This window comes from Caballeronia sp. HLA56, assembly GCF_054655155.1.
Genome location: NZ_BAAHOB010000003.1, coordinates 368,699 through 383,442, shown reverse-complemented (window position 1 = coordinate 383,442; position 14,744 = coordinate 368,699). Strand labels below are relative to the sequence as shown.

Annotated in this window: 11 protein-coding genes; 3 read left to right on the top strand and 8 right to left on the bottom strand. The window is 62.4% G+C overall.

Translation table 11 applies throughout. The features are described from left to right. The first annotated feature begins 69 nt into the window (after positions 1-69). The 3 genes from ACYQ47_RS13680 to ACYQ47_RS13670 all read left to right on the top strand — a co-directional run bounded on the left by ACYQ47_RS13680 (position 70) and on the right by ACYQ47_RS13670 (position 6,320). The gene (locus tag ACYQ47_RS13680; protein WP_250493828.1) at positions 70-1,344 is read left to right on the top strand and encodes an extracellular solute-binding protein; all 1,275 of its coding nucleotides are present in this window, start codon (positions 70-72) and stop codon (positions 1,342-1,344) included. Then, positions 1,341-4,259 carry a bifunctional diguanylate cyclase/phosphodiesterase gene (locus tag ACYQ47_RS13675; protein ID WP_459905683.1) on the top strand — a complete coding sequence of 973 codons (2,919 nt, stop codon included), beginning with the start codon at positions 1,341-1,343 and terminating at the stop codon, positions 4,257-4,259. Before ACYQ47_RS13680 ends, ACYQ47_RS13675 begins: the two co-directional genes overlap by 4 nt. 225 nt (positions 4,260-4,484) lie before the next feature. Continuing rightward, on the top strand, positions 4,485-6,320 hold the full coding sequence (locus ACYQ47_RS13670; protein WP_459905682.1) for a diguanylate cyclase domain-containing protein: 1,836 nt from the start codon (positions 4,485-4,487) through the stop codon (positions 6,318-6,320). Positions 6,321-6,324: 4 nt separating this feature from the next. On the opposite strand, the gene ACYQ47_RS13665 is transcribed toward ACYQ47_RS13670, so the two are convergent. Genes ACYQ47_RS13665 through ACYQ47_RS13630 form a run of 8 tightly spaced genes read right to left on the bottom strand, consistent with a single transcriptional unit; the run spans position 6,325 to position 14,667 of the window. Next, complete coding sequence (locus tag ACYQ47_RS13665; RefSeq protein WP_244831924.1) at positions 6,325-7,074, bottom strand: tetratricopeptide repeat protein; 750 nt, start codon at positions 7,072-7,074, stop codon at positions 6,325-6,327. 29 nt (positions 7,075-7,103) lie between these two features. Then, positions 7,104-8,078 (bottom strand): type II secretion system F family protein, encoded by a 975-nt coding sequence (locus ACYQ47_RS13660; RefSeq protein WP_250493825.1) that lies wholly within the window; start codon positions 8,076-8,078, stop codon positions 7,104-7,106. 8 nt (positions 8,079-8,086) lie between these two features. Further along, on the bottom strand, positions 8,087-9,073 hold the full coding sequence (locus tag ACYQ47_RS13655; protein ID WP_250467770.1) for a type II secretion system F family protein: 987 nt from the start codon (positions 9,071-9,073) through the stop codon (positions 8,087-8,089). Continuing rightward, positions 9,066-10,448, bottom strand: coding sequence for a CpaF family protein (locus tag ACYQ47_RS13650; RefSeq protein ID WP_459905681.1), 1,383 nt, complete (start codon positions 10,446-10,448; stop codon positions 9,066-9,068). Before ACYQ47_RS13650 ends, ACYQ47_RS13655 begins: the two co-directional genes overlap by 8 nt. Before the next feature lie 3 nt (positions 10,449-10,451). Beyond that, positions 10,452-11,744, bottom strand: coding sequence for an AAA family ATPase (locus tag ACYQ47_RS13645; protein WP_250467768.1), 1,293 nt, complete (start codon positions 11,742-11,744; stop codon positions 10,452-10,454). Then, entirely contained in the window at positions 11,741-13,153 is a 1,413-nt protein-coding gene (locus ACYQ47_RS13640; RefSeq protein ID WP_459905680.1) for a type II and III secretion system protein family protein, read from the bottom strand. Before ACYQ47_RS13640 ends, ACYQ47_RS13645 begins: the two co-directional genes overlap by 4 nt. A gap of 15 nt (positions 13,154-13,168) precedes the next feature. Beyond that, entirely contained in the window at positions 13,169-14,131 is a 963-nt protein-coding gene (gene cpaB / locus ACYQ47_RS13635) for a Flp pilus assembly protein CpaB (protein ID WP_459905679.1), read from the bottom strand. A gap of 29 nt (positions 14,132-14,160) precedes the next feature. Beyond that, the gene (locus ACYQ47_RS13630; protein ID WP_244831917.1) at positions 14,161-14,667 is read right to left on the bottom strand and encodes a TadE/TadG family type IV pilus assembly protein; all 507 of its coding nucleotides are present in this window, start codon (positions 14,665-14,667) and stop codon (positions 14,161-14,163) included. Positions 14,668-14,744 lie beyond the last annotated feature (77 nt).

Here is a 14,744-nt window from a genome sequence, read left to right as displayed (position 1 = left end):
AACAACACAAACACAACGAGCGAAGCGCAAGTGCGACGAATCGGGCTTGCTTCCCTGCTGGCGGGTTTCTTGAGCCTGATACTGCTGTCCTTCGCGGGCTGCCGTCAGGACGACCGCGCCACGTCCGCTGATCCCGCGAATGACGCGGCGGCCGCGCACGAGGTCACGACTATCTCCGCGCTCGTCTGGGCGCCCGACTGGACGGAAGAAATGCTCCAGATCGCGGCGCAATTCAACAAGTTGAATCCCGATATCCGCGTGAACGTGCAGTTCATGATCGGCAATTCGGTCGAAGAAAATATCAAGCCGCGCGTGGCATCGGGCAATCTGCCGGATTTCGTGAGCGTCAATCCAAACGCTTACGCCGCCGAATTGGCCGATCAAGGCATTCTCGCGGATGTCGGGAATACGGCGGCTTGGAAAGCCATGCTCACGCCGCTCAAGAGCGATTGGACAAGCCGTCAAGGCCGGCACTTCGGCATATCCGGCGGCGTGGCGACGACGCTCATCTATTACAACGAGGCGATGTTCGCACTCGCCGGCATAAAACAGCCGCCGACAAATTTCCGCGAGTTTCTCGCCGCCTGCGCGCAACTCAAGCGCGCGGGATTCACACCGATCATGTGGAACGGCGGTTTTCCGAACATGCTCGGTAATGGTCCTTTCGGCTCCGGCTTCGCGGATAACGTCGTAGCCCGCGATCCGGCATGGAAAGCGAGAATCGCGGACGGTACGCTCGATCTGAATACGCCCGAAGTCGCCGATATCTTCTCGAAGATTCTTTTATTGCCCGCGCGTCACTACGTGCAGGACGGTTATATGGCAACCGATTACGACGAAGGCATCCGTCTATTCAAGGACGGCGAAGTCGCGATGGCGTTTCATGGAAGCTGGGCCGCCGGTCTTTTGCTGCACGGCAATCCTTTTGAAGTCGGCGTTTTCGTGCCGCCGTGGAATGCGCCGGGCAAGGAAGCGGTGCCGGTCGTCGGCAGCGAGACGGGCTTCGCGGTTTGCGAAACGGCGAATAAAGCGGCTGCCACGCGTTTCCTGGATTTCATCGCGGGCAAGGGCTTTTCGGTAATGCAGAGAAAACGCCGCAATATCGCGCCATTCACGCAGGCGTCGGACGCCAGTCTGAGCGATCCGAAAATTGCCGAGTACACCGTCATGGTCAGTCATTACCCCGTGACATCCAGCCCGTATTATTCGGTGCTGCCGTCCAATTCGATCGAGCGGCTGCATCGTCTGATGCAGGATGTGCTGCTTGGAAAGATCACGCCCCGGCAGGCCGCGCGCCTCCTGGATGAGTCAGTCAAGAACGAAGCAAAGATGCATTACAAATGAGCTCAATCCTTGGTTCGCTACGACGCGCGTTCGAATTGCTGTCTCTAGATCTTCTGAGACGCGTCGAGATTCGCTATCGCCTGATCGCGGCATTCATTCTGGTTGCGCTGCTGCCCATTCTGATTTCGGGCTATATCTCCTACGTGGAATCGACGGCCGCGATCAAACAGAATGCGGAGATGTTTTCGAAGGAAGTGGTGAAGCAGGTATCGCGCAATATCGCGCTGCGCATGGAGCAACTGGAAACGGAAAGTGCATTGCTCGTGTTGTCGGATCGCGTGCAGGGTGCATTGACCAAGGCTGCGAATGGCAGCGCAAAGGAACGCAGCGAAGCGCGGCAGGACATGACGCGCCTCTTGCTGGATCACTATGGTTCGCTCGGTTATATCAACCAGAAGTATTTGCTGGATCAGCATAACCGCATCATGGATACACAGGCGTTCGCGCAATTGTCGCGCGGCGTCACGCGTCTCGTCGCTCAGGTGCCCGATCGTAACGGACGCCCTTATTGGGGCAGTTATGACGACGGCGTCGGCCAGCAAAATCTCGGCATGGTGCGCGCGATCTTTGGCAAGAACAACAATCGGCAAATCGGGAATCTCGTGCTGGTGATTCGCCCCGAGCATTTCTCGACGATCTTCTCCGACGTCGCGCTCGGCAACAAGACCGAAATCTATGTACTCGATGCCGGCAACAACAAGGTGATCGTGCGCGCGGAAGGCGGCGCGAGCACCGATGCATCCGCCGCGAAAGACCTCGTCGAGAAGATCGCGCACACGCGGGATGGCGCGCAGCCGAACGGCTTCGTGCCCTTCGAAGGCACGCGGCAGGACCGCTATTTCGCGGCTTACACGCGCATTCCCGGCACCAACTGGTTCGTGGTCAGCACCATTCCCGAGGAGAAACTGACCGCGCAAGTGCAGTCCGTGCGCAACCAGATCATGCTGGTCGGTATCTCGGGCTTTCTGCTTTCGATCATCCTCGCGTACTTCATCTCTTACAGCATCTCGGCGCCGCTCAAGGACCTCGTGCGCAAGATGAACGATGCCGGCACCGACGCAGGCGCGCCTTCGCAAGACCATACGGACGACGCGAAAGACGAACTCGGCCGGCTCGCGCAACGCTTCGAGAAAATGCGCGAAGCGATCAAGCAGAAGATCCAGAAGATCAACGAGATCAACACGACGCTCGAACAGGCTGTCATCGAACGCACGGCGGAACTGGTGACGCGCGAACAGGAATCGCGCACGCTCATCACGAACTCGCCCGACACGATCACGCGATACGACCGCAATCTGAGGCGTATCTATGCCAATCCGGCGTTCTGTGCGTGGACCGGGCGCAATCCTGGCGAACTGCTCGGCAGGCGGCCTTCCGAAATTCCGGGCGGTCCGAACGCGCAACTCTACGAGGAACGCGTACGCGAAGTGATTGCGAGCGCACGAAGCGCGCAATTCGAACTGCGCGCGGTGACGAGCGACGGCGAGGAGCAGTGCACGCACTTTCGCCTGACGCCGGAAATCGACTGGTCGGGCAAGGTAATCTCCGTGCTCGTGGTGGGCCGCGATATCTCCGAGCGCGTGGCTTTCGAAGCGACCATCTGGAAGCAGGCCAACTTCGATGCGCTCACGCATCTTCCAAACCGGCAGATGTTCCTGAGCCGGCTGGAATACGAAGCGCGCATGTCGCGTCTGTCGGGGCGGCGCATGGCGCTGATGTTGATCGACCTCGACCGCTTCAAGGAAGTGAACGACTCGCTTGGTCACGACACGGGCGATGTCCTGCTGATCGAAGCCGCGCGCCGCATCACGTCCTGCGTGCGCGGCACCGATACGGTCGCCCGTCTGGGCGGCGACGAATTCACGGTGATCGTGCCGAACGTGGATGACGACAGCAAAAGCATCGAAGAGATGGCGCGCACGATCATCGACACCTTGGCGGAGCCGTTCACGCTCGGTCCCGACGAGGCGTTCATTTCCGCAAGCGTGGGTGTGACGTTTTATCCGGACGACGCGGGCGAACTCGACGTGCTCTTCAAGAATGCCGATCAGGCGATGTACGCGGCCAAGAACGCCGGGCGCAATCGCTTCAGCTACTTCACGCCCGACCTGCAAGTGGCAGCGGAAAAGCGCCTGCGGCTTACGAGCGATCTGCGCACCGCCTTGGCCGAAGAGCAATTCCGCGTCTACTATCAACCGATCGTCGATCTCGCGACCGGGGAAATTCATAAGGCCGAGGCGCTGATTCGCTGGCTGCATCCGGAACGCGGCACCATCAGCCCGCTGGAGTTCATTCCGCTTGCCGAGGATACGGGGCTGATCGTGCCCATCGGCGACTGGGTGTTCAGGCAGGCGGCGCATCAGGCGCGCGACTGGCGCGAGCGCTTTCATCAAGACTTCCAGATCAGTATCAACATGTCGCCGGTGCAGATTCGGCACGACAGCCAGATTTGCACGGAGTGGTCCGACTATCTCGCCCGCCACGGCATGTCCGCGCAAAGCGTCGCGGTGGAGATCACCGAAGGTCTGTTGCTGCATGCCGAAGCAAACATCGACGAAAAGCTGCTGGCTTTCCGCGATGCGGGCATCCGCATTTCCATCGACGACTTCGGCACCGGCTATTCATCGCTGGCTTATCTGACGCGCTTCGACATCGATTATCTGAAGATCGACCGCTCGTTCGTGCACAACCTCGATTCCGACCGCGACAACCAGGCGCTTTGCGAAGCGATGGTCGGACTCGCGCACAAGCTCGGCCTGAAGGTGATTGCCGAAGGCGTGGAGACGATCAAGCAACGCGATTTCCTCGCGGCCGTGGGCTGCGATTTCGCGCAAGGTTTCCTGTATTCGGAGCCCGTGCCGCCCACGCAATTCGAGCTGCTGATGTGGCCCGACGCGGTGATCGTCGACGTTTGAACTCCACGAAGCGCCGGATAAACGGCGTGAAAAAGCCCCTAATCGGCGAATTGGTTTTCATTCGAGAACGTTAGAGTGCGATGCAAGAAACCCCCGTTGCGTCGCCAGACAGCGCAACGGTTTATCGCAACCGTAACGAGCATTCGACCGATCGTGAATACATGGCATGTAGCGCCGCTGCCCGCGAACGAAAAAAAGAGGCTGCGATTATTGCGGAGTATCGACGTGCTCGATACGCCGCCAGAAGAAGTATTCGACCGCATTACGCGCGTCGTCGCGGAGCTGTTGCAGGTGCCTATCGTGCTGGTGTCGCTCGTCGATGGACACCGGCAGTGGTTCAAGTCGCGAGTAGGGCTCGACGTGTGCGAAACCGCGCGCGACGTATCGTTCTGTTCGCATGCGGTGCATTCCGAGGCGCTTCTCGTCGTCGATGATGCCCTCGCGGATGAACGCTTCGCGAGCAATCCGCTCGTCACGGGCGAGCCCTTCGTGCGCTTTTATGCGGGCGTGCCGCTGCGTTCGGCCGAAGGTCTCGTGCTCGGCACACTCTGCGCTATCGATACGAAGCCGCGCACGTTGTCCGCCAATCTGCGTGCCGCGCTGTGCGATCTGGCGGCGACAGTCGAGCGCGAACTCGTGCAACGCGAAGCGGCCCGCGATACGCGCGAAGTCCAGGAGAACGACCGCCGCCGTTTGAGGCTTTCGGAAACGCGCTTCCATACGATCTTCCAGCAGACGCCGACGGGCAAGGCTATCGTCGATCTCGACGGGCGCTTCATCGAAGTGAATCCGAAGCTGTGCGAGATCACCGGCTACAGCGCGAGCGAACTCGTGCACATGACCTTCCAGGAGATCACGGAAGAAGCGGATCTTGCCGCCGACTTGCAACTCGTCGCGGAACTGCTGAGTGGTGCGCGTCAAACTTATTCGCTTGAAAAACGCTATCGCAAACGAGACGGCGGCACCGTGTGGATTCACCTGAGCGTCGCGCTATTGCGCGATCACGACGGCACGCCGAGCCACTTCGTGAGTGTCATGCAGGACATCACGAGCCGCAAACATAGCGAGCAGCTTTTGCGCGACTATCAGCAGGAACTCGAACGCCGCGTACTCGAACGCACCTGCGAACTGACGAGCAGCCGCATGGCGTTGCAGACGATCACGGACAACCTGCCGATTCTGATCGCTCACGTCGATGCAAATCTCTGCTACCGCTTCAACAACGAGGTGTATCGCGATGTATTCGGCTTCGATCCCATGGCGCTGCGCGGCAAGTCTGTTCGCGAGACCGTGGGCGATGAAGTTTTCGAGCGCAGTTATCCGCTGTTCCAGCGCGTGCTGGCAGGCGAGCGCGTGACGCATGAGGATATCGTCTACAACGTGGAATCCGGACGTGTGTGGAGCGCGACTTATATTCCCGACATGGAGCGCGGCAAGGTGGTCGGCTTCTATGTGATGTCGCAGGACATCACGGAGCGCAAGCAGCGCGAGAATCAAATGCATTCGGAAATCATGCTCGATGCATTGACCGGCCTGCCGAACCGCCGCGCGTTACAAGAGCAGCTGTCGCTGGCGGTGCACTCCGCGCGCGATGAAGAAATTCCGTTCGCGCTCTTCTTCATGGACCTCGACGGTTTCAAAGCCATCAACGACCAGTACGGTCACGACGCGGGCGATGCCTTGCTGAGACAAGTCGCGCACCGCCTGAAGAAAGCGACGCGCGCGACCGATCTGGTCTGCCGCCTCGCGGGCGACGAGTTTGTCTTGCTGGCGCGCGACATTGCATCGGCGAGTGCTTGCAGCCGTATCGCGCAGGATATCTGCCGCGCTATCGGCAAGACGTTCGATCTGGGTCAGCGCGAGGCGCAGCTCGGCACGAGCGTGGGTATCGCGATGTGCGCGGCAGGTTATGCGACATCCACGGAAACGATGCTCGCGGAAGCCGACCGCGCCATGTACGAAGCCAAGCGCAAGGGCCGCAACGGCTTTCGCTTCGCGCCCATATCGGCCGAAGCCGAACTCGCGGCGCGGCGCATGGCGGCCGTCAGCGCCGCGGCGTAGTTCCTCACAGCGCTGCGCTCGCCATGCTTGCCGGGCGATGCGAGCGCGCCGCATCCGCGACGCGCTTTGCATCGTCGGCAATGGCCTGCTGCGCGTTCGGCGAGAATTTCTGCTGCGTCATCAGGCTCTGCGCATTCGCCGCCTGACCGCTCGCGAGCAGATACAACGCCACATTGCTCATGGTCTTCGTGCTGTTCGGCGCGAGTTCGGACGCCTTCATCAGCGGCACGCGCGCGCCTTCCACGTCGCCTGCACGCAGCAGTGCATAACCAAGATCGGAAAGAATCGGCGCATCGGTCGGGGCGAGATCGGAGGCGTGCGCGAATTGCGCGGCGGCCGCGTCGAAATCGCCTGACTGACCCGACAGCAAGCCCAGTCCGCGATAGCCACGCGCGGCGAGCGGCGTCGACAAAAGCGCTTCGTACGCGGTGCGGCTCGCGGCCGCTTGTCCCGTCTGCCGCAATGCATCGGCGCGGCGCAAGGTGGAATCGGCGGAGCGGTTGAAGCGCTTCTCGTAAGCGTCGATATGCGCGAGCGATGCATAGAACATCCCTTCGCTCTGCATCTTGTCGATCAACGCCAGATACATGCCGGGCGTGTCGGGCAACGCGCTCTCACGGTTCGTGCGTTCGAGCGTTGCTTCGTGCTCGGCCTGCGCGCCGAGACCATAGCCGCGATCCTGCTTCGAGGCGCATGCGCCAAGCAAGGCACAGAGAAGAATGGCGCCGATGCGCGCGTGGGTCGTGAAGTTCATGTCTGATCTCGTTGAAAAGGTTGGCCGCGTTACCTGTGCAAGCCGGCCAGCGAATGGAATACGGCGATGAAGCCCGGCCCCGCCGTCATGATGAGAAGCGCGGGCAAGAGCGTCAGCACCATCACGCCCGTCATCTTCACGGTCAATTTGCCGATGCGTTCGCGCAGGCCCGTGCGGCGCATTTCGCGCAGCCGGTCGCCGAATTGCCGCAGCGGTTCCTGCACCGCGCCGCCATGCTGTTCGATTTGAATCATGAGGCGCAGCACGGCGGCGAGATCGTCGCTTTCGTAGCTCGTGGCAAGGCGTTTCATGGCCTGCTCACGCGTGCGGCCTGTCGCGTATTGCCGTTGCGCGAGCGCGAGTTCCTGCGTGAGAATCGGCATCACCTTGGCAAAGTCGCTGACGATGACCGAGATGCTCTGATCGAGCGAAAGCCCCACGCCCTGAAGAATGCGCAACAGGTCGACGAACATTGGCAATTCACCGATGATCGACCGTTGCCGCTTCGTTGCCTTGCGCTTCACATACCACTTCGGCGCCATGAAGCCTACGAGGAGCGCGGCGAAGCACGTCAGCATGAAGCGCGAGCCGTGCACATTGCCGTGCGATGCGAACACCACGAAGGCCGGTAGCACGAACGATGCAACGAGCCGCGCGGCGAGAAAGCGGGCGCGGGAGCTTGCATCGGTATGGCCGCAGCGGTCGAGCAGGCGGCGGTCTTCGTCGGCGACGATCATCCGTCCGAGCCGCGATTCGAGCCACTTCGAGCCGACGACATGAGCCATTCCCGTGAGCGAGAAAAAGCGCGGAAATGGTCGCCGGTTTGCGTCGTCTTTTTGCACGGGCGCACTCTGACGGTCGAGCGCGCGTTCGAGCACGCCGGACGCGCGGCGCGAGCGTAAGGTCCGCGAGAACGCGTTCACGCCGATAAGCACGCAACCGAGTGCGGCGGCGACGGCGGCAAGCGCGATAACGAATTGAGCGGGCACGATGCTGTTGTCCATGTGTTGTTTCAATCGCGCAGACGCGCGAGGCGATACAGCAGGAACGCGCCGAGCGTCTGCAGAGCGAACGCGCCGTAGACGAGCTTCTTGCCGAGCACGTCCGTCCACATTGCATCGAAATAGGCGGGGTTCAGCAGGATGATCGCGGCGCCGAGTCCGACCGGCAGCGAGCCGAGTACCCACGACGAAAGCCGCGTCTCGGTGGATAGCGCGACGAGTTCACGATCCGCCTGTTCGAGATCGCGCATGAACGCGGCCATGCGTTCGAGCATTACGTCCGAGCGGCCACCGAATTTGACCGAGATGCGCAACACCGAGCCGATCAGTTCGAACTGCTCCACGCGATACATGCGCGCGACGGCCGTCAACGCCTGATCGATATCCGCGCCGCCCTTCAGACGCGGCATGACCTGTTCGAGGCACTCGCGCAATGGATCGTCGGCGGATGCGGCCGCGCCCTGAAAGGCCGCCGGAACGCTATTGCCGATGGTCACGAGCCGCACGATGCCTTCGAGAAACGAAGGCAACTGGCGCACGATGCGCTGATTGCGTTTCTGCGCGCGCCACGTGAGGATCGCGTAGAAGCCGACCGCCGACATCGCGATGGCAACGAGCGCCATCACCATGCCGATACGCGTCCAGCATACGAGCGCCGCCACGCCAGTGAACGCCGCCCACATGGTGAGCGCCGCGCGCGGCTTGCGCACGCTTGCGCGGTGAAAGAGCGCGCCGAGTTCGCCCATGACGCGCTCTATCGCGCGATGAACGTCGCTGCGCGGCGCGACGGCTTCACCCGCTTGCCGATGCTGCGCTTGCGCCACGCGCGCGGAAAGCGGCGGCAACGGTGTCTGCGTACCTGCCGTTTGCATCTGACGCGTGAAGAAATGCTGCGCGAGGCGTGCGTCGCGTTTTTGCAAGCCGCGCATCCACAGCAGCATGCCGCTTGCGGCGCACAGCACGGCGATCATGCAGACGAGTGCGATTCCGCTAGACACCGAAGCCTCCGCTGAAATTGAAGCGGCCTTCTTGCGGCGGGAAGTCTTCGGCGCGCGTCAAGGCGGCAAGCGACTGACGGAACTTCGCGAGCTTCGGTGAATGCGGTTGCAGTCCGAGCGAGGCCCAGTTGTCCGTATCGACGCCATCCGCCGACGTGACCGCTTCATAGTGATAAAGCTCTTGCGTCGCGATGATGTCGTCTGACAGGCCGGTCACTTCCGTCACCGAGAGAATGCGCCGCTTGCCGTTCGAGAGCCGCCCGATTTGCACGATGAAGTCGATGGCATTGGCGATCTGCCGGCGCAAGCTGGCTTCGGTGCCCTGAAAGCCGGCAAAACCCGCAAGCATCTCCAGTCGATAAAGACACTCGCGCGGCGAACTCGCGTGCACGGTTCCCATCGAGCCATCGTGGCCGGTGTTCATCGCCTGAAGCATTTCGAGCACTTCGCCGCCGCGCACTTCGCCCACGATGATGCGGTCCGGCCGCATCCGCAACGTATTGCGCAAGAGATCGCGGATAGCGACGACGCCCGCGCCATCGAAGCCGCCCGGACGGCTTTCGAGCCGCACCACATGCGGATGATTGAGCGACAACTCGGCCGTGTCCTCGATAGTCACGACGCGTTCGTGCTTCGGAATGAAGAACGCGAGCGCGTTGAGCAGCGATGTCTTGCCCGAACTCGTGCCGCCCGAGACCAAAATATTGCAGCGCGCTTCGACGGCAGCCGTCAGCACCGCCGAGATGTTTTCATCGAACGTGCCGTTGGCTAGCAGATCGTCGGGACGCAAAGGGTCGCGGCGAAACTTGCGGATGGAGATTACTGGTCCGTCTATCGACAACGGTTCGATGATCACGTTCAGGCGGCCGCCATCGGGCAGGCGCGCATCGACCATCGGGTTCGACTCGTCGAGCCGTCGGCCGATGGGCGCGAGAATCCGCCGCACGATGCGCAAGAGGTGCGCGTTGTCCGCAAAGCGCACGGGAATCTTTTCGAGCATGCCGTGACGCGACACGTAGACATCGCTATAGCCGTTGATGAGGATGTCTTCCACGGCGGCATCGGCGAGCAAGTCTTCTATCGGACCGAAACCTGCGAGCTCTTTAGTCAACGCGGCGGCGACCAGGCGCACTTCGCTTTCGTTGAGCGGTATGCGCCGTTGCCGCACGAAGCTGTCCATTTCCGTATCGACGAACTGTTGAATCGCCTGACGCGACCAGCGGCCGAACTCGGCGCCCAATTCCTCGATGCGCGTAAGCAGATGCTCGTGCGCGGCGCTCGCCACATCCTGGAACTGTTGCGAGTGAGCGAAGGCCACGGTTTCGGGGCCTGCTTCGCTCGCGAAGGCAACATCCTGATCGAAGGAAGAGATCATCGCTTAGGCTCGCTTGAAAAGTCTGGCCGACAAACGGGCGAGGCTTGCGGGCGCGACATCGTTCGACGCGCGCACGGGCTCTCCCGCGAGTTGCGCGGCGAGGGCATCGACGGCGCGGACGTAGGGATCGGCGGGCGCGGTATCGCCGAGCAATTGACCTTGATTCACCGCGCGCACGAGTGCTTGCGCACGCGCGGGCAACGTCGCCACGAGCGGCAGCCCAAGACGCGCGGCGAGCGCCTCGGGTCCGAGATTGCAGGCCGGATCGTGCTTGTTGACGATGAGTTCCGGCTTGCGATGACTCGTGCTTTCGGCATCGCGCGCGCTTTCGAGCGCCGTGCAAAGACTCGCCGCCGATACCGCCGACGCGATGTTGGCATCGCAGACGAGCCAGAGCGTGTCGGCGGCTTCGATCAGATGGCTCACGAATTCGAGATTCGAAAAGCCACCGAGATCGACGACCTGATGATCGAAGAACGCGCGCAAGCGTTCGAGCGTTTTGACCGCGGCCGCGTAAGAGACGGTGCGCATCTCGGCGAGATCGGCGGGCAGCGTCATCAACGCAAGGCCGCTCGCGTGACGCGCGAATGCGGTATGCACGAAGGTTTCATCGAAGCGGCGCAGGTTGTGCACCGCGTCGTGAAAATGCAGTTCGCTGCGCGTGTCGAGCAGCAGCGTGCTGTCGGCGGCGGGCAGGCCGAGGTCGAGCAGCGCCGCGCCCTGGTTGCGTTTGCCAAGGCGTTTTTGCAGCAGCACCGAAAGGTTCGCCGCAAGCGTGCTGACGCCCGCGCCCGTGCGTGCGCCGAGCAGTACCGTGAGCTTGCCGCGCCTTGCAGGCGCGCTCATTGCCGATGCTTGCGCCATGATGCGGCTCACCATGTCGAGCGCGCGCAAGGCGGCGATCTGCATGGCTTCGGGCGTCGCGTGGCGGGGTTCGATGTCGAGCAGATCGCGTGCGCCCGCGCGCATTGCGGCAAGCGCGATTTCACCGACGGCTTCCGAACCGAGCGCGATCACGGGCAGCAATGGAAACGCGCGATGAACCTCGGCGACGAGCATCGTGGCTTCCACGGGCGTATCGAAGTCGATGAACACGAGCGCGGGCGCGGCCGATGCAATCTCTTGCACGAGTTGCGCCGCAACGGTCGAGGCGAGCATGACTTCGCCTACCGTGGCGAGCGCGGCGGCGAGACGCGCGATGCGTCCGGGTTGCGCGCTTGCACACAGAAGTCGAGGGCGTGCGCGCTCATCCGCCGATACGGCTTCAGGCGCGAAGCTTTGCGTGGCTGCGGTCATTTGGAGAATCCCGGTGCTTCGTCATCGGATGCCGCGCCTGCCGCGAAGCTGCGCCACACGTTGCCGTCGCGTTGCTCGGACGCGCCCGGCAACGGCGGCACGGCTGCGCCCTTCGCGATAGGCGTGACGAGATGCGGCGTGACGAGAATCACGAGTTCGCGATCCGTCTGCGAGTACTGCAAAGTCTTGAAAAACGTGCCGATGATCGGCAGATCGCCGAGCAGCGGCACCTTGCTCACGTTCGATGCGGTCTCGCGATCCACGAGTCCGCCGATCACGAAGCTCTCGCCATCGCCGAGTTCGACGGTGGTTTCGGCGCGGCGCGTGGTGAGCGCCGGCACCGAGACGCCATCCAGCGTGATGGCGTGTGCGAAGTCGAGCTGGCTTGCTTCGGGCGCGACCTTGAGCGCAATGCGATGCGGTCCGAGCACGGTCGGTGTCAACGTGAGACCCACGCCATACGGCTTGTACGTGATGGTCGTGGTGCCGAGCGACTGCGGCACCGGCACGGGAATTTCACCGCCTGCGAGGAAGTTGGCGCTTTGTCCGGAGAGCGCGACGAGCGTCGGTTGCGCGAGAACGCGCGCGAGATTATTGCTTTCCAGAAGGCTCAGATTGGCGAACAGACCACGCGAACTCGAATTGAGCAGCAGGTTGAACGCGGCGCCGATGGGCGAGGCGGACGTGACATCGAGTGTGCCGCCCGCATTGCGCGACGCGCTGCCGAGTGAACTCGGCGCGAACGTACCGAACGCGAAGCCGGCGTTGTTCTGCGAGAACAGGTTGAAGCCCGCTTCCTTCAACACCGACTTGCTGAACTCGACCACTTTGACATCGACCTGAACGACGCTCTTGGTGGCAACGATGGAGGTATCGACGACCGCGCCGTCCTTGCCCACCGACGCCTTCGCCGCCGCGACCGCGCGTTCATGCGTTTCCATCGTCGCGGCCGAGCCTTGCACGAGCGCCGTGTTGCCGAGCACGTTGACGGTGGGCGTCGCGCCATCGACGAGTGCCGCGCTTGCTTGAGACTCGACTTGCACATGCCAGGTGAGCGGCGTCTTGCGGCCTGGTTCCCACAGCATGACGTCGGTGTTGCCGGGCGCTTTGCCGACCAGCATCACGCCGTCGTTGCCCTTCAGCACGAGCACGTCCGCGACGGCTGGATCGCCCACGGCGACGCGTTGCAACGCGCGTCCCAGCATGAGCGGCTTCTGTGCGCCGCTGGTCAGTTTGATGGCTTCGGCTTGCGCGGGCGACTGGTTTGGCGTCGTCTGCGGCTTCTGTGCGTTCGGCTTCTTCGAGGACGCGTGCGAATGACGCGCTTCGGCGGGCGTTGCCGCAAGCATCGAGAGTGCGCAGGTGAATGCGATACGACGCGCGGCGCGGGAAAGAGGAAGTTGATACATGATCTCGATGGCCAATCAGGGGTTCGACACGGTTTCGCTATGCGAGCCGCGAATGACTTCGATGCCGCTCGCCGACGCGACCTTGCGCGACGCAACTGCACCGCCGGTTGCGAGCGCGGCGGGAAGCGGCGGGAGCATCGGCGCGGCGGCGAGCATCGCGGAAGCTGGTGGCGCAGGGCGCGATGTGCCGCCCGAAAGTGTCGCGAGCGAGACGCCCGCCGCAGCGCGCGCTATCGGCGACTGAGCGGATGCATTGCGTGCCTGCGAGTCCGTGCTGGCCGTATCGGCGGGGTTACGCAGCGCGAGCAAGAGACGGCCGCTGTTTTCTGCAAGCGTGAGCGTGTCGATGTCGTCGACGCGCACGCCGAGCACGGCGGTACGCGCGGCCGTTGCATGGTTCGTTGCGTTGGTGGCGTTAGCGGCATTAGTGGCCGCATCGCCCGCGATGACGCTGTCGCCAAAGCCGAGCACGCGCACTTTCGAAAGCAGCAAGCGTGCGTGGCTCGCGGGGATTTCTCCGTCCGTCACGGAATCGCGCTTGAGCACGACGAAGACATCGACGGCATCGCCCGGCTTCACGAGATTGTTCACCGCGTTCGATTCGTCGACGCGAATCGCGATTGCGCGCTCGCCCGGTTCTATAGCCGCCGTGAGTCCGCCCGCGAGCACACCATCGGTCAACGCGCTGCCAGCCGGGACGCGTACAACCGGCACACGGCCAAGCAATATGGATGCCGAACTAAATGCATCCCTGGGCAGAACGGCTTGCGCCTGCATGGTGAGATCGTCGGCGGTGAGCGCCTTGCCGGGCAAGAGATCGTGCGCCGCGACGATCACCGTCACCGCGGGCGAACCGGCCGGCATGACGAGTGGCGCGCGTGACGCGGGCGCGGCGCGCGTCAACGTGACGGCATAGAGGCCGAGCAGTGCAGCCAGCGCGAACAGCGCGATTGCAATGATGCGGGAAACGTTGGCCATGACATCGGTTCTTCAAAAAAAGTCAGCGTTCAAAGCACGCTGTCGGGATTGAGTTGCACGCTCGCGTTCGCCGTGAGTTTCGCCGGCAACGCTAGCGATAAAAGCGGCAGCGTCGGTACGAGCGGATTCGATGCGTAGTCGTAAGACAGCGCGACGGCGACGCATTGCATCGTCGTGTCGTAGGTACACGGCGCGCGGCTTGCCGTACACGTCGATGCAGAGCCGAGCCAGTTCTTCAGGCCGTTAGCCGTGGTGCAGGTTGCAGCTGTGCGTAGATCGAGCGCTTGCGCCGCGGTGGTCGCGCCACGCTGATAACGCAACGCGGCGCGCGCACCTTCTTCCGCCGAGAGCGTGAGCGACTGCTGCGCGACGAAGATGAGGCTATAGGTGACGATCGCGTAGAAGATGAGAAAGAAGAGCGGAAACACGATCGCGAATTCGAGGGCCGTGGCGCCTTCTTCATCACGCGCGAAACGCGGCACGAAGCGACTTGCGGTCGATTCGTCGTGCGTGTTTCGGATCGTGGTGTCGTTCATGGTTCTCTGCTCGCCAATGCTCTGTTATGTTCGACTGCTAATAACTACTTAACGGTACTGAGTACCTGTCCTTGAGC

Excerpts from the sequence above, each read along its gene's own strand:
- ACYQ47_RS13675 (WP_459905683.1), top strand. The coding sequence starts at position 1,341 with ATGAGCTCAATCCTTGGTTCGCTACGACGCGCGTTCGAATTGCTGTCT.
- ACYQ47_RS13665 (WP_244831924.1), bottom strand. The coding sequence starts at position 7,074 with ATGAACTTCACGACCCACGCGCGCATCGGCGCCATTCTTCTCTGTGCC.
- ACYQ47_RS13660 (WP_250493825.1), bottom strand. The coding sequence starts at position 8,078 with ATGGACAACAGCATCGTGCCCGCTCAATTCGTTATCGCGCTTGCCGCC.
- ACYQ47_RS13650 (WP_459905681.1), bottom strand. The coding sequence starts at position 10,448 with ATGATCTCTTCCTTCGATCAGGATGTTGCCTTCGCGAGCGAAGCAGGC.
- ACYQ47_RS13645 (WP_250467768.1), bottom strand. The coding sequence starts at position 11,744 with ATGACCGCAGCCACGCAAAGCTTCGCGCCTGAAGCCGTATCGGCGGAT.
- ACYQ47_RS13640 (WP_459905680.1), bottom strand. The coding sequence starts at position 13,153 with ATGTATCAACTTCCTCTTTCCCGCGCCGCGCGTCGTATCGCATTCACC.
- cpaB (WP_459905679.1), bottom strand. The coding sequence starts at position 14,131 with ATGGCCAACGTTTCCCGCATCATTGCAATCGCGCTGTTCGCGCTGGCT.
- ACYQ47_RS13630 (WP_244831917.1), bottom strand. The coding sequence starts at position 14,667 with ATGAACGACACCACGATCCGAAACACGCACGACGAATCGACCGCAAGT.